Origin of the sequence: Candidatus Rickettsiella isopodorum (genome assembly GCF_001881495.1) — a bacterium.
Lineage (GTDB): Bacteria > Pseudomonadota > Gammaproteobacteria > Diplorickettsiales > Diplorickettsiaceae > Aquirickettsiella > Aquirickettsiella isopodorum.
In genome coordinates, this window is the sequence record NZ_LUKY01000032.1 from 310,348 (window position 1) to 330,156 (window position 19,809).

The following is a 19,809-nucleotide window of genomic DNA, read 5'->3' on the forward strand; positions in this document are numbered from 1 at the left end:
AGCTAGGGTCTATCATGTCATCAAAATTGCCAACTATTTCTGTGATTATAACTACCTACAATCGTCCTGATGCCTTGCATTTAGTTTTATCGGCCTTAGCACAACAAACACGGTTACCGAATGAAGTCATTGTGGCTGACGATGGCTCAACCGATGAAACTCGATTATTAATTAACCAATTACAAGGTCAACTTAATTATCCCCTCAAACATGTTTGGCAAAAAGATGAAGGTTTTCAAGCGGCTAAAATCCGGAATAAAGCAGTTCTACGCGCCCATCATAATTATCTTATTTTTCTGGATGGCGACTGCGTCCCCTTCTCCGATTTTATTGAAAATCATCACTTACTAGCCGAACCTCATTGGTTTCTTTCTGGCCATCGCCTACTACTAGAGAAAAAATTGACGCAAAAAATCCTGCAAGAAGTTTTACCCATTTATAAACACACAACGCTACAATGGGTATTACACTATTTTCATCGCCAGTCAAATCGTTTATTTCCTTTATTACGAATTCGATTAAATAAATTACGCAAATTACAAGCGAAGCATTGGCAAGGAGCAAAAAGTTGTAACTTAGGTTTATGGAAAGAAGATTTTTTGACCGTCAATGGTTTTGATGAAAGCTTTACAGGATGGGGATATGAAGATTCGGACTTAGTCATCCGCTTAATTCGCGCAGGGATTTATCGTAAATCAGGAAAATTCGCGGTTCCCGTTATTCATTTGTGGCATCAACAAACTAATCGCGAACAAGAACCAATAAATCTTAATTTGTTAAAAAAAGTAACCGAAAACCAACGAATTCGTGCCAAAATTGGCTTAAATAATGTAAATTAATTTGATTTGAAAGTAATTTTCTCAGATTTATAGGATAATCCCGCGAACAACAAAGCGGTGAAAATAACATAAAAACAACCTTGAGTGACATCCATAAGCCAAGAATTAAACAATGAACCCACCGCAATAGAGACCAAAACCGCTTGCGCAAAATATTGACGTATACCTTGCAATCGAAAACTTGCCCAGGCATGAACAATAAACAGGCTTAACAAAATAACCATCCCTAATAAACCAAATTGCACTGCAATATTGAGGTATTCATTATGGGGATTTTGAGTCGCAAATTGTTTATTTTCAGCAACTGCTAAATAGTCTTGTGCAAAACTTCCTGTACCTGTTCCTATCCAAGGATGTTCTTTAAATAACTTAAAACTATTATGATAAAACTCTAAACGTAAACCTACCGATGTAGCAAAATTTCCCTGTTTATATTGGGTCACTTCACTCTGTGCTAGATTGAAGCGTTCTTTAAAATTAGCAGGTAAAAACAACAAGCTACCACATAAAAAAAATGAGATTAATAATCCCGCCAGGAGACCTTTCCAAGCAAATTGTTGCCAAGCTAATAATAACAACAAACTAACTAACACCACATAACCCGATCGACTTAGATTAATAAATAATACGTTATAAGCTGCTACTAAAAACAGCAAAACAAAAAACCAGCGCCAAGTTTTTTTAATTGAGAAAGCTAAAACAGCATAACAATAACTGGTAAAAGCTAATAAAAATCCTGTAAAAATATGATCCTTAAAAACACCTGAATCAGCAGTAAAACGATGTACAAAATCCCAGTGTCCAAAAAATTTAATCAAAGAAAAAAGTAACGTGAGACTAGCCGATAATAAAAATGCAAAAAAAGCATACTGGGCTGTCTTGTCATGTCGAAAGGTACTAAACAAAAAAAATCCTAGCAAAAATTTACTATATTTTATTACGGTATGGAAAGCGATTGGTCGTTGCACCGTCGTATAAGTAAGACCTATTAAAAATAGTCCAAAAAATAAAATAAACATCAATGCCATCGGGTTATAACGCAAAACTAGATATTTTTCATGCCAATTCCCCGCTAATAAACAACAAAGCACCGTCGCTGAGAAAAAAATCATCAACGCCGCAGTTGATAGTGGTAACACAAATGCAGACGCCACCGCAAAAATTTGACTAAGTTGTTGAAAATAATTTCTGAGTGGACGAGATGGAGTCAATGCATCAACTGACATGGTTTATCCTGTGATAAAGATAGATTAATTTAACATAACGATAAAAAACACCTAAAGCATTGGAAACAGCTAATATAAAACCTTCACGTCCATCCAAAAAACCTAGCCTTAATAGATAGCCACGAATAAAACACCACATTGTATGCAAAATCGCTTTAAATAGAGAGGATTTTTTGCGCTGGTGATAAGCCATTAGAGCCCCAAAGCTAGAATAATGATCTAGCTTCACTAACACTTGGCTAATAGTTTCCATTGTCTTGTGAAACATAACTTCTTTCAAGCAACCTAAATGCACATACCCATTTAATTTTTCATGTATAATTGCGGGTGTAAATTGAATATGAGATAAGCGGCGAAACAACCTTATGACTTTATCCCTACCCCAATCTCCGTAACGAATCTTTTTTCCAATAAAAAATGAGGCTCTCTTAATCGCAAAAGCATCATGTTGCTCCTGAGTATTGTTTATAATCTGTTTTATTTCTTGAATCAAGCTCGCACTTAAGGCTTCATCTGCATCGATAGACAACACCCATTTACCTTTCGCTTTATCTAAAGCTCGATTTTTTTGTAAACCAAATCCTGGCCAATCGGTGGAAAAAATTTTCTGTGTATATTGTCGACAAATTTCTAGCGTATTATCTTGGCTACCGGAATCCAAGATAATAATTTCATCCGCCCACTTTACTGATTCCAGACAACATTGGATATCTTTTGCGGCATCTTTTACTATCACAATCACGCTTAACGCAAGCATATACTTTTAAAAACCTTGTAAAGCTAGCAGAATATACCATATACGCATTAGGGAAGTAGCGTTAAAATGTCAAATTCATCTACTTTTTTCCAACTGCAGTCTTCATTTTTATATCACAGAAAGCAAAGATAAAAGGTGGTTTAAACTGAAGATATATCCGGATAATTAATTAAAATTCTGACTTTATTAATCACTTGCTGAGCAGTTAAATTTTCTAAACAACGACTATGACTTCGAATATGTTGCTCACAACCTTCTTGAAAGCAAGGGACGCAAACGCCTGAACCTTGCATTAAATAAACATTATTTCTATGTTGCGATCCAACTCGAACAAATGGATTGCTTAATGTCCAAGCTTTGGGCCAAGGACCCCATTTTACTGGATTACTTGGACCAAATAACGCCATCGTTGGAACGCCTAGAGCCGCCGCCATGTGCGTTACTACGGTGTCCGGACCAATATAAATTTTAGCCTGACTCAATAAAAAACCAAGTTGATTCAAATTTAAGTAACCCACCCTATTAATAGCGCCTTCTGGTAAGCTATCGATTAGTTCGGCTGCCATTTTTTTTTCTAATTCATTTTTATCTCCAGTTAAAACCACCGTATAGCCGACTTGCAATAACCAGGTAGCGACGCCTATCCAACCTTCTTTAATCCATTCCTTGTAAGAAAATTTAGGCTGTAGGTGTAAAATAGCTAATTTTTTATTGATATCAACGAGTTGGCTTACTTTCTGCCTATCTTTTTCCTGCCAAGTGATAACAATCTCTGCGTAAGGATTTAACTGTAAAACTTCTGCCAAACGTAAATTCATTAATACGGTATGCGTAGCAATGTTATCAAACTCTACCGTTTCCGAGAGTAAACGCTGTTTCCACCAACGACTTTTATCCGCACCTAACATGCCTAAACGATATTTCGAAGCAACAAAAGCGTATAAGTTAGCTTTATCTCCAGGCAATGTAGATACCGCCATGTCATAAGCGCGAAAAATTTTTTTTATTAACTGGCAATGCTGATAAAAATCAGCATGTTCTTCAATGGTAATAATATTTTGTATATCGGGATTGGCGTTGAGTATCGATTCAGTCCCTTTAAAGACCAAAAGATCAATCTTAGCTTCTGGCCAATGACGTTTAAAGGTTCGAATTAAAGGAGTAACGAGTAAAACATCCCCAATGCGGCGAATACAAATAATTAGAAGGCTTCTTGGCGGTAAATTGAGCATATCCTTTACAAATACTGGGATTTGCTATGCAAATCGTATGGAGAGAAAAATAAAAATCCAATCCGTTTGACTTCGCAATCAAACATCCATTCCTTGAATAGTTAATTCAACTCTATCAAATAAAAGAAAACATTAATGATTATATAATTTATAATGCTTAAGGATTATCTTTAGAAATATCGATTTTTACATCGCCAAAACATTGTATATTATAAAATTCATCTTTTATATCTTTAAACCATTTTACTCGAGAATCAATACCAATTATTTCACGAATAATTTGAAACATCTCGGCATAATGATTATTACATCCAAAATCGTGCTCAAATTCTGTACCGTCAGATAATATTATCTTTACTTTACTCATATTAAGCCTTTTTAGGATAGAATTTTGCAAGCCTCTTTGAGGGCCGACCCGTCGCTAAAGTGATGTGTATGGGTAGAATCGTACTGAGATTTTCCATCAACCACTTATTTAAACAGGCATCTTCTCCGCTTAAAGAAACATCTATTGGTTTTTCAATATGAGCTGCTATTTTTGGTGCAATACGTTTTTTGAATGCTGCATTTCCTGAATAGCTTAATAAACTGCGCTTATTACTAGCTTTACTAAACATATATCCCCCTTGGAACCATTTTCTTTAGATTGCTAGTTAATTTTTTAATTAGATGACATTAATTTTATTGGATTAAAGCAATCTAGATACTCAATCGATACTCAGTATGCTTTTAATAATTACTCTTTTTCACTTGAATTTTTGTCTGTGTTGCCGCCAACTCGTCATTTTTTTCACGGCATTGCCCAAAACACGATTACGGTGAATATTGTTTTTAATATTTGACTTAAGTTAATCTTTTATTGGTAAGATTTTTGAAACATTCGTTTTTTTCTAAAAATTTTGATGCATAAGTAATAAAATAAGCTTCACTAAATATAGTGGTTATAATTTTTAAAACAACAATATATAGTATATATCTATTTTACTTACGTTATTTTATACAATCACGTATAACAACTTTAGCAAAAGATTGCATTATCCACAAGTTTTCAAGGGCTTTTTCACAGCTTATACAACTAGTTACGCGCGGATAAGCAAATTATTAATCATAAGAAATAGTAAACAATGCGCTTGCTAGATAAAAAAATAGCTACTTAAAAAGAAATCCGGTTGACCATTTAAAAGGGTCAACCGGATAATAGTAATAAGGCTTGCTAACTAATTACGCAACAATTAAAGGGAGTCGTTGGATTTGTTTCAGAATTTGCATCACTCCCTTTACCGGAAAAGAAATTACTTTTTTTTACACTGGATGAAATAAAAGAACGAGGATAATCCGATTGCTGGCTTGGGTAATATTTTTTAATTAATGCTTCTAAGATGCTTATCGTTTTTACACTAGGTTCTCCCGAATAGTTTTCAGGTTCAAAATGCATTTGAAATGCTCTGATGACATCTTTGGTTTGGAGATCTAATTGACCTGTCACCTCTATTTTATATCCATAATGTCGTAGATTATTTTGTATCCATTTATAATCAATTCCTTGCTCAATGTAAATTTCCTGCTCAATAGCTGATACTTGCTCTTCATTAGGCCATGCGCCTATCTCTCGATCCGCTAATTTTTTCCACAAACGTGTGCCAGGATCCGTCTTTCTACCTGGTGCAATATCAACATGACCTGTTATAAACTGAGGAGCTATTTGGTAATAAACTGCTTTTTCATCTTTGATTGTTATTTGCTCTTGAATTCCTTTAATCAGATCGACCAGTGTATCAATTTGGTGATCGGTATATTCATCCCACTTAAGCTTCCCTTCCTTTTCTAATTGATAAAGTTGTTCTTGTTCAATAGGAAGAAAAACATCGTTAGTTTTTCGCCATTCTTCAGTTAACGTTTTATATTTACTTATCAAATCTTGCGAAACCTGTTCTTTATAAACTTCACGATCAGTCGGCGGCACTAAACCGCGTGTCATGTCAGATAAAAACGCAGTGAATAATTGTTCTTTTTCTAAAAGCTGATATAAACTTTCATCCTCTTTTTTTAAAGTTTCAACAATAAATTCTTTAAGTTGATTCTCAACTTGATAGGTAAATAATACTTCTCCAGAATCTTGGACTAAACCATAACCATAATTAACGATTTCTATCCCTATTGACGTATCATTTAAACCACGTCTACCCGCAAATTCACTGATACCGGCATGCCAAGCACGATTGTTTATATCTACAAATTGATAATAATCAAAGGATTCTTCTCCCTCTTTAAAGGATTGTTTTGGAATTAAAAAGTGTGCGCCAACACCGCCGCGAGTTAATGTTTCTATGGAGTCCTTTTCTTCTAAAACGGTATAATGCAATATGATAAATCGTTGGTGTCTATCAAAATTTTGTTTATCCGCCGGTATAAATTTTTCTTTCATAAATATTTCCATTTTTACTTTAATTCAAATTATATTTTACTAAATATTTTTCTTAATATAAATAAAAAAATATTTTGAATAAAATTAACCAATTAACTTTTTATATTTAAAAATTAATGGCGCATATCTAAAGGGTTTATTCTTAGTACATTACCCATCAATGGCCAGACTAAAGCACTCATTAATAAAGATATCCAAGCCCAGCGAAAATCAACCGGAAATCCAAGCCAAGCGTGTATCCAAATAAGTATCATTTGATAGATCATTAACACAACAAAGATAAATAATAGTTGTTGCAGCAATGGGAACATCCGAAATTGCAAATGAAAACGGTAAGCCAAATAAGCAACCACACATAAAGCCAAACTATGTTCGCCCAAGCAGCTACCATATAGCACATCTATAAATAATCCGAGTATCCAGGCTAAAGTAAAATGAATATGCTCCGGCAATACCATGATCCAATAAATTAAGACTAAGGGTAACCATAAAGGAAAAAATAATGCTAAAACAGGAGGTAAAGGAATAATATTCAGAATTATCGCTGCAAAAAAGCTAATCGCAATGAGCAATAAGGTAGAAAAATAAAGTGGTTTCATTCTGCTATCCTATTTTTTAACCGCGCGTGAAAGTATTTTAGCCTTCGAATTAATTTCAGAAGTGGGTGTATTGACTGACGAAATTAATAAAACCGGCCGATTTCTATTTAATTGGGCACTCGGATCAACTTGTATACTCGCAAATTGTGTTGCAACATTCGTATTAATCGCACTAACGACACCGACAGGATAGCCGGCTGGGTAACGTCCTCCTAAGCCAGAAGTCACTAATAGATCATTCACTTTAATATCCACTGTACCGGGAATATCTTTTAATAAAAGTTTTGCGAGCCGTCCTCTTCCCACTAAAATTCCACGGGCATCGCTACGTACATCTTGGACAGGAATTGCACTACGAAAATCGGTCAGTAATAGCACACGACTACTTAAAAAATCTACACTGATGACTTGACCCATCACCCCATTGGCATCCAATACCGGTTGACCTACTCTGACCCCATCCGATTGTCCTTTATCGACGATTACTTCGTTAAGTAAAGGATCGGCATTAACCAGTAATAATCGTGCCAAACGAACATGCTGCTTTTTGAGATGTTCAGTCGCAGCTAATAATTGGTTCAATTGCCTATTTTCACTTTCTAAAGCGGCATAACGTTGCAATCGAGCTTGTAATAATACTTGCTGCGTACGTAAAACGGCATTTTCAGATTGAATTTTTTGTCGCGTTACAAAGTTGCTGCTGATAGTGTGAAATAATTGCACCGGGGCATCAACCATGTATTGCAAAGGTGCCACAACGTTATTTAAGGTGCGCCGCAGTGACGGTAAATAATGATGATAATCCAATAAAATAAGTAATAGCGATAAAAGAACAAAAAAAACTAGCCTTAACCCTAAAGAGGTTTTTCCACGGTTAAATAATAGTTTAATAGCGCTTACCTGCTAATCTTTGACTAAAAAATCCCCACCCATTTCATCGATAATCTCGAGTGCACGACCACCACCCCGCGCAACGCAGGTTAATGGATCTTCTGCTACGACGACAGGCATACCGGTTTCTTCAGTAATTAGACGATCTAAATTTCTTAATAAGGCACCGCCACCCGTCAAAACCATTCCTCTTTCTGAAATATCAGCCGCTAATTCAGGTGGCGTTTGCTCTAATCCAGTACGAATGGCACCAATAATATTGGCTAAAGGTTCTTGCAACGCTTCTAAAATTTCATTGCTATTCAAAACAAAAGCTCTAGGAACGCCTTCTGAGATATTACGCCCGCGTACTTCAATTTCGCGTACTTCAGACAGAGAAAAAGCGGTACCAATTTCGTGCTTAATTCGTTCGGCGGTAGGTTCACCAATTAAACTTCCATAACTACGTCGAACATAATTGACAATCGCTTCATCGAAACGATCACCACCAATACGCACGGATTGAGAATAAACCACGCCACCTAAAGAAATGACAGCCACTTCAGTAGTTCCACCTCCAATATCCACCACTAATGATCCACGCGCTTCGTCAACGGGCATGCCTGCACCAATAGCCGCTGCCATCGGTTCTTCGATCAAATAAACCTCTCTAGCACCGGCACCTAAAGCCGATTCACGAATCGCTCTACGCTCAACTTGCGTTGATCCACAGGGTACACAAACCAGAATTCGAGGAGCAGGACGTAAAAAACGATTTTGATGGACTTTGCTAATAAAATGCTGCAACATCTTCTCAGTGACATAAAAATCAGCGATGACTCCATCTTTTAAGGGGCGTATCGCATTAATATTACCGGGAGTACGGCCTAACATGCGCTTAGCTTCCCAGCCTACCGCAAGTACACGGCGCTGATTTCCGTCTTCTAAACGAATAGCGACTACAGATGGTTCATTAAGGACAATTCCTTCGCCACGAACATAAATTAATGAATTGGCCGTGCCTAAATCGATGGAAATGTCTTTAGAAAATAAACCGCGGAATTTGCTTAGCATAAAGTTGACCACCTACGTATGAGCGTTTACCTACACAATATAGTGTGTGCCTAAGCACTTTAGCAAATCTAGAAGATTTTATGCAAGCAACCTGACAAGATAGGAAAAATAAAATCGCAGAAAGTCTGGAGTCACTTCAACATAATATTTTCAGATTCGCAAATTTAAGCGTAATAGGTATAATACCGAGCTTTTTATAGTATTTTAGATTTGGAGTTTTGTTCGCTATGGTGATTACACTTGAAAATGTTAATAAAATTGCTGATCTCGCTAGGATACAAATCGATCCTAAGGAAGCTACTCGATACTTAATCAGTCTACAAGACATTTTTAAGCTAGCCAGTCAAATGGATGCGGTCGATACTGTCTCGGTACAGCCCGTCGCTCATCCTTTTGGCATCACTCAACGCTTACGTCCTGATAAAATCACTGAGATTGTACATAGAAAAGATTTTCAACAACTCACTGACTCTACAGAAGCAGGACTCTATTGCGTCCCCCTTGTTTTAGAATAACTTTAGAAGAGATTAACAACTATGCATAACCATACGCTCGCTGAGTTATCTACCGCCCTTCGAGCCAAAAAAATATCAAGCACAGAGTTAACCCAACATTTTTTAGCGCGTATCGATAAATATGATAAAACCTTAAACAGTTTTATTACGATCACACCCACTGTAGCGCTAGAGCAAGCCAAACAGGCTGATCGACAACATCAAAATGGCAGTGCGGGGCCTTTGACTGGGATTCCTTTTGCACATAAAGATATTTTTTGCACGACAGGCATTAAAACCAGTTGCGCATCTAAAATGTTAGATAATTTTATTCCTCCCTATGACGCAACATTGGTCAATCGGCTGAATCAAGCAGGGACCGTGCTATTAGGGAAAACTAATATGGATGAGTTTGCTATGGGCTCATCCAATGAAAATAGTTTTTATGGTGCAGTAAAAAACCCTTGGGATATCTCGCGTGTACCCGGCGGATCTTCTGGTGGTTCGAGTGCTGCCGTTGCTGCTCGATTAACGCCTGCCGCCACAGGTACCGATACGGGAGGTTCCATAAGACAACCCGCTGCACTATGCAATCTTACTGGACTTAAACCCACTTATGGCCGGGTTTCACGCTATGGGCTTATTGCCTTTGCCTCTAGCTTAGATCAAGCCGGTCCAATGACACAGACCGCTGAAGATGCCGCGCTCCTAATGAATGCCATGGCAGGTTTTGATGAAAAAGATTCTACAAGCATCGACCAGCCGGTTCCCAACTATTTATTGACATTGAATGATTCTCTCGAAGGCTTAAAAATTGGTTTGCCAAAAGAATATTTTTCGCAAGATCTTGATCCTAAAGTTGCAGCAACCATCCAAGCCGCTATTAAGCTCTATGAAAAATTAGGCGCAAAAGTGAGTAGCGTCAGTTTACCTAACTGTCATTTAGTTATTCCGCTTTATTATATTATTGCATCCGCTGAATGTTCTTCCAATCTTGCTCGTTATGATGGTGTGCGTTACGGTTATCGCTGTAATAATCCGACTGATTTAAAAGATCTTTATGAAAGAACCCGCGGTGAAGGATTTGGTAATGAAGTAAAAAGACGGCTGTTGATGGGTACTTATGTCTTATCCGCTGGATCTTATGATGCTTATTACGCTAAAGCACAAAAAATTCGCGCTCTTTTAATTCAAGAATTTAAAGAAGCTTTTCAGCAGGTTGATATCTTATTAGGACCTACCACACCAACAACTGCATTCAAACTAGGTGAAAAAACCAACGACCCGGTGAGTATGTATTTATCCGATATTTACACGATCGCTATCAATTTAGCAGGCCTACCTGCTGTTTCAATTCCAGTAGGCTTTCTTGATGGACTTCCCTTAGGGATGCAACTCATTGGCCGACCTTTTACTGAAGCAAAATTATTGAATGCCGCACATCGTTATCAACAAGCGACCGATTGGCATCAAAAAGTACCGGAGAGTTTTAATCTATGACCTCGGCTATACACAAAAAATCATCAAAAAATAGCAAAGTCGAGCCTGAAAAACCTGCTGATGCATGGGAATCTGTTATAGGACTTGAAGTTCACGTTCAATTATCCACACTATCAAAGCTTTTTTCAGGGGCAGCAACCGCCTATGGCGCTGAACCCAATACACAAGCGTGCGCAATCGATTTAGCTTTACCGGGTGTACTACCCGTTTTAAATGCAGAAGCCGTGAATATGGCCATTAAATTTGGTTTAAGTATCCAAGCAGACATCCCTCATTATTCAATTTTCTCACGTAAAAATTATTTTTACCCTGATTTGCCTAAAGGCTATCAAATTAGTCAGCATGAAAATCCTATTGTCGGCCCTGGACACTTAACGATAGTCTTAGAAAATGGAGAACAAAAAATTATTCGTATTACGCGCGCTCATTTAGAAGAAGACGCTGGAAAATCGCTACATGAGGGATTTGAAAATATGACGGGCATCGATCTGAATCGTGCCGGAACTCCTTTATTAGAAATTGTTTCAGAACCCGATTTAACTTCACCCAAAGAAGCGGTTATCTATCTTAAAACATTACATACCTTGGTTCGTTACTTGGATATCTCTGATGGTAATTTACAAGAAGGCTCATTTCGCTGCGATGCCAATGTCTCTGTACGTAGAGCTAACCAAAAACAACTAGGAAAACGCGTCGAAATTAAAAATCTAAATTCGTTTCGTTTTATAGAAAAAGCGATTCAATATGAAATTGAACGCCAAATTGCGGTTTTAGAAAACGGTGGCCACATTGACCAAGAAACCCGTTTATATGACACCGATAAACAAGAAACTCGCCCCATGCGCAGTAAAGAGGATGCGAAAGATTATCGCTATTTTACCGACCCGGATTTATGTCCTGTCTTTATCAATGCTGATTTTATTGAAACACTCTATCAAACTTTACCTGAATTACCACAAAAAAAATTAGCTCGCTTTCAAACAGACTATAAGTTAAGTGCTTATGATGCGAGTTTACTGACAGCTACTTGCGAATTAGCTAACTATTTTGAAGAGGTTGTTAAAGAAAATGTTCCCGCTAAATTAGCCGTCAATTGGATCATGGGAGAACTTGCAGCCGCTCTAAATAAATCAAATTTCACCATTATTGAATCTCCCATTAGTGCCAAACGATTAGCTACTCTATTGCAACGAATTGCTGACAACACGATTTCTAGCAATATCGCCAAAAACGTGTTTGAAGAATTATGGAGCAGCAACAAAACCACTGATAAAATCATTCAAGAAAAAAATCTACAACAAATTACGGATCAAACCGCCATCTTGAGAATTATTGATGAGATTTTAATAAAATATCCTGAACAATTAGCTGACTATCGATCTGGAAAAAATAAACTATTTGGTTTTTTTGTGGGTCAAGTCATGAAAGCTTCAGGTGGTAAAGTAAACCCTCAACAATTAAATCATTTATTAAAAGAAAAACTCGATCAGTAAAGAAACTTTATGTTATTACAAAAAATTTACATTGAGACGCATGGTTGCCAAATGAATGCGTATGATTCAGAAAGTCTATACAACCTCTTATCTCATTCTCATGGCTTAATCTTGACTAAGGATCCAAACGAAGCAGACGTCATCGTCTTAAATACCTGTTCTATTCGTGAAAAAGCGCAAGAAAAAGTTTATTCCCAGCTAGGACAATGGCGTAAAATTAAAGCCTTGCGAGCTCATATCATCATCGCTGTAGGTGGCTGCGTCGCGAGTCAAGAAGGCGCCGGTATTATTCAACGCGCGCCTTTTGTAGACATTGTATTTGGGCCTCAGACTTTGCATCGACTTCCGGATATGATCAATCAAGTTTTAAAGAAAAAGCAAACTGTGGTTGATATTTCTTTTCCTGAAATCGAAAAATTTGATCACTTACCCGCTCCACGAGCTGAAGGTCCCCGCGCCTATGTCTCTATCATGGAAGGATGTAATAAATATTGTAGCTTTTGTGTCGTTCCTTACACACGAGGTGAAGAAATTAGTCGCCCTCTAGATGATGTTCTCGCAGAAATTGTACAACTCGGTGAACAAGGTGTCCGTGAAATTACCTTATTAGGACAAAATGTTAATGATTATCAAGGTCCTCGCCATGAAGGCGGCATAGCCGACTTAGCGGATTTAATACGCTATATCGCCACAATAGACCCTATTTTGCGTATACGATTTACTACCTCTCACCCCTTAGCATTTTCAGAACGTTTAATTCAAGCGTATGCCGATGTACCAAAATTAGCCGATCATTTACATTTACCGGTGCAAAGTGGCTCCGATCGAGTTTTAGCGGCGATGAAGCGTGGTTATACCTCACTAGAATTTAAGTCTAAAATTCGTAAATTACGCAAAGTTCGACCCAATATTGCTATTTCTTCAGATTTTATTATTGGCTTTCCTGGAGAAACTGAAGCAGACTTTCAAGCCACTCTTAATTTAGTCGAATCTATAGGTTTTGATCATTCATTTAGTTTTATTTACAGTCGCCGACCTGGTACGCCGGCAGCAGAACTTCCAGATGATGTATCTCCCCTCGTAAAAAAACAACGTTTACAGATCCTCCAAAATCTCCTAGTATTTCAAGGACAGGCCCTAAGTAAAAAAATGTGCGGTAAGGTCCATCAAATATTGGTTGAAGGTCCTTCTAAGAAAAATAAAGAGGAATTTCAAGGGCGTACAGAAAATAACCGTGTGGTTAACTTCAGAGGTCACGCGCGCTTAATAGGTCAATTAGTTCCTATTACTATTACTGAGGTATTAAGAAACTCTTTACGAGGAGAATTAATAGTAAATTGAATACTCAAGCTTATACTTTTCAACTCATGCCCGAAGATAATCATCGTTTAGCGAATCTTTGTGGTCCCTTTGATCAGCATTTACGTCAAATTGAGCAAAAACTCAACGTTTGCATTTATAATCGTGGTCATGACTTTCAAATTAACGGCCCTAACTCTGCTGTTGAAGTTGCCGCTAAAGTTTTACACCATCTTTACGCAGAAACCGGCACAAAAAAACACACACTCACGTCGAATACTATTCATCTCGTCTTGCAAACCGCTCAAACTGATCCGAATATGACACTAAAGCCCCTTCAAACACCTGGTATTGTGATTCCAACTAAACGTGGGCCTATCAAACCTCATAGCCCAAATCAAGCACTTTATATCGATCGTATTTTAAATCACGATATAAATTTTGGTTTAGGCCCTGCGGGAACCGGTAAAACTTACTTGGCTGTCGCTTGCGCAGTATCCGCGCTAGAGAAAGAACAAATTAGCCGAGTCATACTCGTTAGACCCGCCGTTGAAGCGGGTGAAAAGCTAGGTTTTTTACCGGGTGATTTTTCGCAAAAACTCGATCCCTACTTTCGCCCCCTTTATGATGCATTGAATGATATGCTCGGTTTTGAATTAGTGATGCAACTCGTCGAACAACACATTATTGAAGTCGTTCCTTTAGCTTATATGCGTGGACGTACATTAAATGATGCCTTTATTATTTTGGATGAAGCTCAAAATACCACGAAAGAACAAATGAAAATGTTTTTGACACGCATCGGTTTTAATTCCAAAGTGGTTGTGAGTGGTGATACTACACAAACCGATTTACCGCGTGGCCTAGAATCAGGTCTGTGTCATTGTTTAAATATTTTAAAAAAAATAAAGGGTATCAGCTTTACTGAATTTCAAATGCAAGATATTGTCAGACATACATTGGTACAAGCCATACTACAAGCTTATGCGCAAAACGAAAGCCAAAGAAAAGCGCATTAAAATCACGATACAAACTGTTACTAGTCACACTTTTATTCCTAGTCGTTATTTCCTGCAACAATGGGTAAACAAAGCGTTCTCAAATAAAATTGGAAGTAGCGCAGTGAATATACGGCTTGTTAGTAAAAAAGAAAGTGCTGAGCTGAATAACTTTTATCGACATAAAAAAGGACCTACTAATATCTTATCATTTCCTTTTGAGCCGCCACCTAAAATTTCCTCACCGTTTCTAGGCGATTTAGTCATATGCGCCATGCTGGTTAATCAAGAAGCTAAACAACAAGCAAAAACCCGCTTAGCCCATTGGGCACATCTGGTTATTCATGGTTGTTTACATTTGATCGGTTATGATCATATTTATAACAAAGAGGCCACCCAAATGGAAACCATAGAAATTCAATTATTAAAGGAATTAGGTTATGAAAACCCCTACATCTGACGATAAACTTAAGATAAAAAAAAATCGTCAGCCCTGGCTCACTCGTGTTCATCAAGCTTTCAAGCAAGGTCCTAAAAATAGAAAACAACTGATAGAATTATTGCATTACTCACGCCAGCGCAACCTACTCAACTCACAGGCGCTCAAAATGCTTGAAGGCGTATTACAAATCTCTGACATCCATGTCAGAGATATTATGGTTCCTCATGCCAAAATTACCATTATTTCCGAAAAGGCTAATTTAGCAACCTTACTTCCTATCGTTATCGAATCGGGTCATTCGCGTTTCCCGGTTATTAATGATGAACGACGTGTTATTGGTTTATTATTGGCAAAGGACTTGCTCAAATTCAATCCATTAGACCATCAAGACAGTTTTGATATCCGTGATATCTTACGCCCTGTGGTGTTTATACCGGAAAGTAAACGCTTAAACAGTTTACTCGAAGAATTTCAACATAAACATTATCATATGGCTATTGTCGTTGACGAATATGGTGCCGTATCTGGTCTAGTGACTATTGAAGATGTTTTAGAAGAAATTGTGGGTGAAATTGAAGATGAATATGATGCTAATGAGGAAGTTTTTATACAAGAACAAAATCCTAATCAATTTATTGTCAAAGCCATGATGCCCATTGAGGATTTTAATGATTTTTTTAATTCTCATTTAGCGACCGATCAATTTGATACCATCGGTGGAGTCATCGCGAATCGTTTTGGTTATTTACCGAAACGCGGCGCCAGTACGACTATTCATCCTTTTCGATTTAAAGTTTTACGTGCTGATAATCGTCTTATTCGTCTATTGCAAGTCAATATTGAAAAAACCAACTAGGGAATGCTCCATATGAAATTAAATAATGCTTCGCTGTTTCAGCAAAGTTGTTTTATTAATGGAAAATGGATCCATGCAAAAAAAACTATCCAAGTTAACAATCCTGCTACCGAGGAAAACATTGGAACGGTTCCTGATTTAGAAACAGCAAACGTACTTGATGCCATCGCCGCCGCCGCCGCAGCCTGGCCGATGTGGCGATCAAAAACCGCCGTAGAACGTGGCGAATTACTCTATCGTTGGTACACACTTATTTTAGAAAATATCGACGATTTAGCGCGGTTGCTCACGATAGAGCAAGGAAAACCCATTAGAGAAGCTAAGGAAGAAATTCGTTACGGCGCCTCTTTTATCCAATGGTTTTCCGAAGAAGGCAAACGCATCTATGGTGACATCATACCCGCACCATTAGCCAACCAGCATTTGTTCGTCAACAAACAATCCGTAGGCGTGGTAGGTGCTATTACACCATGGAATTTTCCTAACGCCATGATCACACGTAAATGTGCACCCGCTTTAGCCGCTGGCTGTTCCATTGTACTCAAACCTTCGGGATTAACACCTTTTTCAGCCTTAGCATTAGCGGTACTCGCCGAAAAAGCCGGCATACCACCCGGTGTATTTAATATCGTTACGGGTAATTCTGAATTGATCGGCACTATTTTTACCGACAGCTCTTCAATACGCAAGCTTTCATTCACTGGCTCTACAGCTATTGGCAAATTATTAATGCAGAAAGCAGCTAATTCGGTAAAAAAAATATCCCTAGAATTAGGCGGCAATGCACCGTTTATTGTTTTTGATGATGCCGATATCAATCAAGCAATCCTAGGCGCTATTGCATCAAAATTCCGTAATAGTGGCCAAACGTGTATATGCACCAATCGTTTTTATATTCATGAAAAAATTTATGAACGTTTTACAAAAAAATTAGCTGATGCCATTCAACAGTTAAAAGTAGGTAATGGTCTAGAAGATACTGTTCAAATAGGTCCTTTGATCAATCAAGCGGCGGTTAAGAAAGTAGAAAAACATATTACCGATGCATTGCATCAAGGAGCCGAACTGGTATGTGGCGGAAAAATACATACGTTAGGTGGGAGTTTCTTCCAACCGACACTCTTAAAAAATTGCACAGCCACTATGTTAATTGCCAAAGAGGAAACCTTTGGACCTGTCGCGGCATTATTTAAGTTTTCTGAGGAAAAAGAAGTCATCGATTTAGCCAATGCCACTGAATATGGACTCGCTGCTTATTTTTATACGAAAAAAGTTGATCGGGTTATCCATGTCGCCCAACAACTCGACTATGGTATCGTCGGCGTCAACACCGGGCGCGCTTCGAATGAAGTCGCACCCTTCGGTGGTTTCAAGCAGTCTGGCATTGGGCGTGAGGGCTCAAAATATGGTATCGAAGACTATTTAGAAATTAAATATATCTGTTTAAATACAGAATAAATACAGACTATCTTGTTCTAAACATATTATCGCTTGGTACTATGTCTGGAAGTAATGTATAAGCAAATTTTGCTTTGTTTTCTTTAAATGCCCCCAGTTTTAACAATTTCGTGCTTATAACAGGGCTAATAGGTCTTAACAATTTTTTAACCGCATCTCTTTGATAGGGTTTAAAGTAACTTAATAGATCGATATAACATTCCTTTGATAGTTGGCCATTTTGTCGTTGAAAGCCTTCTATCTGATCCCTCATCAAAGGAGAGTTCAAGAACTTAATGGCATCATTTGGAGGAAAAAGTTTAATAAAATTTTTAAGATCTTCTATTTTCATAGAGGCAATGATGGCTTGATGACCATATTCCTGAACGTTTCTTTTAAAAAAATTTAATGTCGATTCAGAACACTCTTTTATAATGGATAATCTGAATTGTGCGAGTGATAATTGACTCCTCTTAGTGACCTTAGCCTGTGATTCGTTATTACTTTCTCTAGAATTCGTATTAGATTGACAGCGATTATAAATCTTATCTTCTGTTCTTTTTGGTATTGAATAGGGAGTCATTCTCTTGACATTTTGTTTAGCAGGAAAAATACCCGCAAAATTTTTTTTATCGAATGGTAATAAATCATTGAAAGCCGGATCCTGGGATAAACAAGCGCTAAGTACTTTTATTTCGAGTTCAGATAGCGCAGACAATTTAATATCAAAATGTTTTAATAAAAGTTTGAAGGCATTAAATCGATCGAGCTTAGGAAACAAAAAAAGAATCGCTTTTAATTGGATAGACTTAAGTTCAAAATTTTTTAGTTTATTTTCCTTAATTAAATTTTTTAATTCAACAATCCGTAGCTCTGAATATTTAATTTTTTTAAAATGATTTAATAAGCTTAGCTTTTTGTTATTGGTTATAGTTATCATAATCTTATTATTAGAAAAAGTGGTGGCGTGTAGTCTAACAGAAAATTTTTACTGCTCAGTATATAAAATTATTCAAGCAAAATATTTCATATTATATTTATGCACTATTAATTTTATTGATAGAATACAGCAATAACCTCCCATCCTAGCTTATCAAGCATTCTATCTAAACAATTTTAAACGCTTTATTGCACGCCAGAATGTCCAAAGCCACCCACGCCGCGTTCGGTTTGCACAAATTCAGGAACCAATTCAAATTGTGTTCTAACGACCGGTACAAACATTAGTTGAGCAATTCTATCTCCGGGCTGGATTGCAAACTCACTATGACCGCGATTCCAACACGAAATGAATAACTCGCCTTGGTAATCGGAATCAATGAGACCAATGAGATTTCCAAGTACAATACCATGCTTATGGCCAAGACCCGAACGCGGCAGGATCACAGCCGCTAAATTTGGCTGAGCAATATAAATCGCTAAACCAGTGGATATTAGCTCGGTCTGGTTAGGCAATAATTGTATGGCCTGCTGAGTACACGCGCGCAAATCTAATCCTGCGGATCCCTCTGTGGCGTAGCTCGGCAATGGAAATTCCTCACCTAATCGGGAGTCCAAAATTTTTAATTGGATATTTTGCATCATCAGATCCTATTAGAAATGGACTCTCATTATAACCCAATCTAACTGTACAATTATTAAACGATTTTGTCGGGTGTAACTGGTATTTACCTCCCCCACTGCCTATACTTTTTATAAGAACGATAGATAAATAGTCCAAAAATTATTTCATTTTCCATGGGGTAAAATATGAAAAAAATTAATTCATTCGCCTTAATAGGCGTTTTATTAGTCGGCCTAACAGCCTGTGATACGATGTCACCCGACCAAAGACGCGTGGCCGGAGGTTTAGGTGGTGCCGCAGTAGGTGGTCTATTAGGTAACACGATTGGTAGTGGCTCTGGTAGAACTGTAGCGACAATAGCCGGCGCAGGATTAGGTGCTGTAGCAGGAAGCCAATTAGCTGGCAGCTCAGGCAACCGCTACTAGAAGATAGAAGAATATATACTCACCGTTATTGGATTTTTGACAAGTACCTCGATTGAGTCTTGCATAGCAACACAGACAAAAATTCAAGTGTGAGAATATAACTTACCTTCGGATAGCCTAGATATACGCTCTGCATTCAAATGAGCGTTTGTCTAGGCTTTTTTATACCGCTCTTTATTTCACTGAAAGCCTTAGATATCATTTTATATTGAGTCGATTTTTCTTTTAAATCACTCTCGCACTTGAAGATGCAAACTCGCACCTTGGGGTGGTGCTATG

The 19,809-nt window shown here is 37.6% G+C and carries 21 protein-coding genes; 10 read left to right on the forward strand and 11 right to left on the reverse strand.

Going from position 1 to position 19,809, the window contains the following annotated elements:
• The first annotated feature begins 14 nt into the window (after positions 1-14).
• Positions 15-839 (forward strand): glycosyltransferase family 2 protein, encoded by an 825-nt coding sequence (locus A1D18_RS03585; RefSeq protein ID WP_071662444.1) that lies wholly within the window; start codon positions 15-17, stop codon positions 837-839.
• Here the strand turns inward: A1D18_RS03585 and A1D18_RS03590 are convergent.
• The 9 genes from A1D18_RS03590 to A1D18_RS03630 all read right to left on the reverse strand — a co-directional run bounded on the left by A1D18_RS03590 (position 836) and on the right by A1D18_RS03630 (position 9,022).
• On the reverse strand, positions 836-2,065 hold the full coding sequence (locus A1D18_RS03590) for an O-antigen ligase family protein (protein ID WP_071662445.1): 1,230 nt from the start codon (positions 2,063-2,065) through the stop codon (positions 836-838). The two genes, A1D18_RS03585 and A1D18_RS03590, sit on opposite strands and share 4 nt — an antisense overlap.
• A complete protein-coding gene (locus A1D18_RS03595) occupies positions 2,055-2,822 on the reverse strand; it encodes a glycosyltransferase family 2 protein (protein ID WP_071662446.1) in 768 nt (255 codons plus the stop codon). Before A1D18_RS03595 ends, A1D18_RS03590 begins: the two co-directional genes overlap by 11 nt.
• 140 nt (positions 2,823-2,962) lie before the next feature.
• On the reverse strand, positions 2,963-4,054 hold the full coding sequence (locus A1D18_RS03600; protein ID WP_071662447.1) for a glycosyltransferase family 9 protein: 1,092 nt from the start codon (positions 4,052-4,054) through the stop codon (positions 2,963-2,965).
• Positions 4,055-4,211: 157 nt separating this feature from the next.
• The gene (locus A1D18_RS03605) at positions 4,212-4,421 is read right to left on the reverse strand and encodes a hypothetical protein (protein WP_071662448.1); all 210 of its coding nucleotides are present in this window, start codon (positions 4,419-4,421) and stop codon (positions 4,212-4,214) included.
• A gap of 1 nt (position 4,422) precedes the next feature.
• Complete coding sequence (locus A1D18_RS03610) at positions 4,423-4,671, reverse strand: hypothetical protein (protein ID WP_071662449.1); 249 nt, start codon at positions 4,669-4,671, stop codon at positions 4,423-4,425.
• Between the two features lie 596 nt (positions 4,672-5,267).
• Positions 5,268-6,479 carry an N-acetylmuramoyl-L-alanine amidase gene (locus A1D18_RS03615; protein ID WP_071662450.1) on the reverse strand — a complete coding sequence of 404 codons (1,212 nt, stop codon included), beginning with the start codon at positions 6,477-6,479 and terminating at the stop codon, positions 5,268-5,270.
• 113 nt (positions 6,480-6,592) lie between these two features.
• Entirely contained in the window at positions 6,593-7,078 is a 486-nt protein-coding gene (mreD, locus tag A1D18_RS03620) for a rod shape-determining protein MreD (protein WP_071662451.1), read from the reverse strand.
• A 9-nt stretch (positions 7,079-7,087) separates the two neighbouring features.
• Positions 7,088-7,969 carry a rod shape-determining protein MreC gene (mreC, locus tag A1D18_RS03625; RefSeq protein WP_071662452.1) on the reverse strand — a complete coding sequence of 294 codons (882 nt, stop codon included), beginning with the start codon at positions 7,967-7,969 and terminating at the stop codon, positions 7,088-7,090.
• A gap of 12 nt (positions 7,970-7,981) precedes the next feature.
• On the reverse strand, positions 7,982-9,022 hold the full coding sequence (locus A1D18_RS03630) for a rod shape-determining protein (RefSeq protein WP_071662453.1): 1,041 nt from the start codon (positions 9,020-9,022) through the stop codon (positions 7,982-7,984).
• A gap of 227 nt (positions 9,023-9,249) precedes the next feature.
• Here A1D18_RS03630 and gatC point away from each other — a divergent pair, with 227 nt between their 5' ends.
• From gatC to A1D18_RS03670, 8 genes are read left to right on the forward strand one after another with little or no spacing between them, the layout of a single operon-like run.
• Positions 9,250-9,537, forward strand: a complete 288-nt coding sequence (gatC, locus tag A1D18_RS03635; RefSeq protein WP_071662454.1) for an Asp-tRNA(Asn)/Glu-tRNA(Gln) amidotransferase subunit GatC — start codon at positions 9,250-9,252, stop codon at positions 9,535-9,537.
• A gap of 21 nt (positions 9,538-9,558) precedes the next feature.
• Positions 9,559-11,016: an Asp-tRNA(Asn)/Glu-tRNA(Gln) amidotransferase subunit GatA gene (gene gatA / locus A1D18_RS03640; protein WP_071662455.1), complete on the forward strand. Its 1,458-nt coding sequence runs from the start codon at positions 9,559-9,561 to the stop codon at positions 11,014-11,016.
• Complete coding sequence (gene gatB / locus A1D18_RS03645) at positions 11,013-12,509, forward strand: Asp-tRNA(Asn)/Glu-tRNA(Gln) amidotransferase subunit GatB (RefSeq protein ID WP_084028716.1); 1,497 nt, start codon at positions 11,013-11,015, stop codon at positions 12,507-12,509. The genes gatA and gatB overlap by 4 nt, the downstream gene beginning before the upstream one ends.
• 9 nt (positions 12,510-12,518) lie before the next feature.
• Positions 12,519-13,850, forward strand: a complete 1,332-nt coding sequence (gene miaB / locus A1D18_RS03650; RefSeq protein WP_071662456.1) for a tRNA (N6-isopentenyl adenosine(37)-C2)-methylthiotransferase MiaB — start codon at positions 12,519-12,521, stop codon at positions 13,848-13,850.
• Positions 13,847-14,827, forward strand: coding sequence for a PhoH family protein (locus tag A1D18_RS03655; RefSeq protein ID WP_084028717.1), 981 nt, complete (start codon positions 13,847-13,849; stop codon positions 14,825-14,827). The genes miaB and A1D18_RS03655 overlap by 4 nt, the downstream gene beginning before the upstream one ends.
• Positions 14,793-15,266 carry an rRNA maturation RNase YbeY gene (ybeY, locus tag A1D18_RS03660; protein ID WP_071662458.1) on the forward strand — a complete coding sequence of 158 codons (474 nt, stop codon included), beginning with the start codon at positions 14,793-14,795 and terminating at the stop codon, positions 15,264-15,266. Before A1D18_RS03655 ends, ybeY begins: the two co-directional genes overlap by 35 nt.
• Entirely contained in the window at positions 15,247-16,104 is an 858-nt protein-coding gene (locus A1D18_RS03665) for a CorC family transporter (RefSeq protein ID WP_071662459.1), read from the forward strand. The genes ybeY and A1D18_RS03665 overlap by 20 nt, the downstream gene beginning before the upstream one ends.
• 12 nt (positions 16,105-16,116) lie before the next feature.
• Positions 16,117-17,562 carry an NAD-dependent succinate-semialdehyde dehydrogenase gene (locus A1D18_RS03670; protein ID WP_084028718.1) on the forward strand — a complete coding sequence of 482 codons (1,446 nt, stop codon included), beginning with the start codon at positions 16,117-16,119 and terminating at the stop codon, positions 17,560-17,562.
• 7 nt (positions 17,563-17,569) lie between these two features.
• On the opposite strand, the gene A1D18_RS03675 is transcribed toward A1D18_RS03670, so the two are convergent.
• Together A1D18_RS03675 and dut are read right to left on the reverse strand one after the other, a co-directional pair.
• Positions 17,570-18,481 carry a hypothetical protein gene (locus tag A1D18_RS03675; RefSeq protein WP_071662461.1) on the reverse strand — a complete coding sequence of 304 codons (912 nt, stop codon included), beginning with the start codon at positions 18,479-18,481 and terminating at the stop codon, positions 17,570-17,572.
• Between the two features lie 185 nt (positions 18,482-18,666).
• A complete protein-coding gene (gene dut, locus A1D18_RS03680) occupies positions 18,667-19,125 on the reverse strand; it encodes a dUTP diphosphatase (protein WP_071662462.1) in 459 nt (152 codons plus the stop codon).
• Positions 19,126-19,290: 165 nt separating this feature from the next.
• Here dut and A1D18_RS03685 point away from each other — a divergent pair, with 165 nt between their 5' ends.
• Positions 19,291-19,530, forward strand: a complete 240-nt coding sequence (locus A1D18_RS03685; RefSeq protein ID WP_071662463.1) for a glycine zipper 2TM domain-containing protein — start codon at positions 19,291-19,293, stop codon at positions 19,528-19,530.
• Positions 19,531-19,809: the final 279 nt, after the last annotated feature.

Coding starts and splice junctions, on each gene's coding strand:
- A1D18_RS03585 (WP_071662444.1), top strand. CDS start 15: ATGTCATCAAAATTGCCAACTATTTCTGTGATTATAACTACCTACAAT.
- A1D18_RS03590 (WP_071662445.1), bottom strand. CDS start 2,065: ATGTCAGTTGATGCATTGACTCCATCTCGTCCACTCAGAAATTATTTT.
- A1D18_RS03595 (WP_071662446.1), bottom strand. CDS start 2,822: ATGCTTGCGTTAAGCGTGATTGTGATAGTAAAAGATGCCGCAAAAGAT.
- A1D18_RS03600 (WP_071662447.1), bottom strand. CDS start 4,054: ATGCTCAATTTACCGCCAAGAAGCCTTCTAATTATTTGTATTCGCCGC.
- A1D18_RS03605 (WP_071662448.1), bottom strand. CDS start 4,421: ATGAGTAAAGTAAAGATAATATTATCTGACGGTACAGAATTTGAGCAC.
- A1D18_RS03610 (WP_071662449.1), bottom strand. CDS start 4,671: ATGTTTAGTAAAGCTAGTAATAAGCGCAGTTTATTAAGCTATTCAGGA.
- A1D18_RS03615 (WP_071662450.1), bottom strand. CDS start 6,479: ATGAAAGAAAAATTTATACCGGCGGATAAACAAAATTTTGATAGACAC.
- mreD (WP_071662451.1), bottom strand. CDS start 7,078: ATGAAACCACTTTATTTTTCTACCTTATTGCTCATTGCGATTAGCTTT.
- A1D18_RS03630 (WP_071662453.1), bottom strand. CDS start 9,022: ATGCTAAGCAAATTCCGCGGTTTATTTTCTAAAGACATTTCCATCGAT.
- gatC (WP_071662454.1), top strand. CDS start 9,250: ATGGTGATTACACTTGAAAATGTTAATAAAATTGCTGATCTCGCTAGG.
- gatA (WP_071662455.1), top strand. CDS start 9,559: ATGCATAACCATACGCTCGCTGAGTTATCTACCGCCCTTCGAGCCAAA.
- gatB (WP_084028716.1), top strand. CDS start 11,013: ATGACCTCGGCTATACACAAAAAATCATCAAAAAATAGCAAAGTCGAG.
- miaB (WP_071662456.1), top strand. CDS start 12,519: ATGTTATTACAAAAAATTTACATTGAGACGCATGGTTGCCAAATGAAT.
- ybeY (WP_071662458.1), top strand. CDS start 14,793: ATGCGCAAAACGAAAGCCAAAGAAAAGCGCATTAAAATCACGATACAA.
- A1D18_RS03665 (WP_071662459.1), top strand. CDS start 15,247: ATGAAAACCCCTACATCTGACGATAAACTTAAGATAAAAAAAAATCGT.
- A1D18_RS03670 (WP_084028718.1), top strand. CDS start 16,117: ATGAAATTAAATAATGCTTCGCTGTTTCAGCAAAGTTGTTTTATTAAT.
- A1D18_RS03675 (WP_071662461.1), bottom strand. CDS start 18,481: ATGATAACTATAACCAATAACAAAAAGCTAAGCTTATTAAATCATTTT.
- dut (WP_071662462.1), bottom strand. CDS start 19,125: ATGATGCAAAATATCCAATTAAAAATTTTGGACTCCCGATTAGGTGAG.
- A1D18_RS03685 (WP_071662463.1), top strand. CDS start 19,291: ATGAAAAAAATTAATTCATTCGCCTTAATAGGCGTTTTATTAGTCGGC.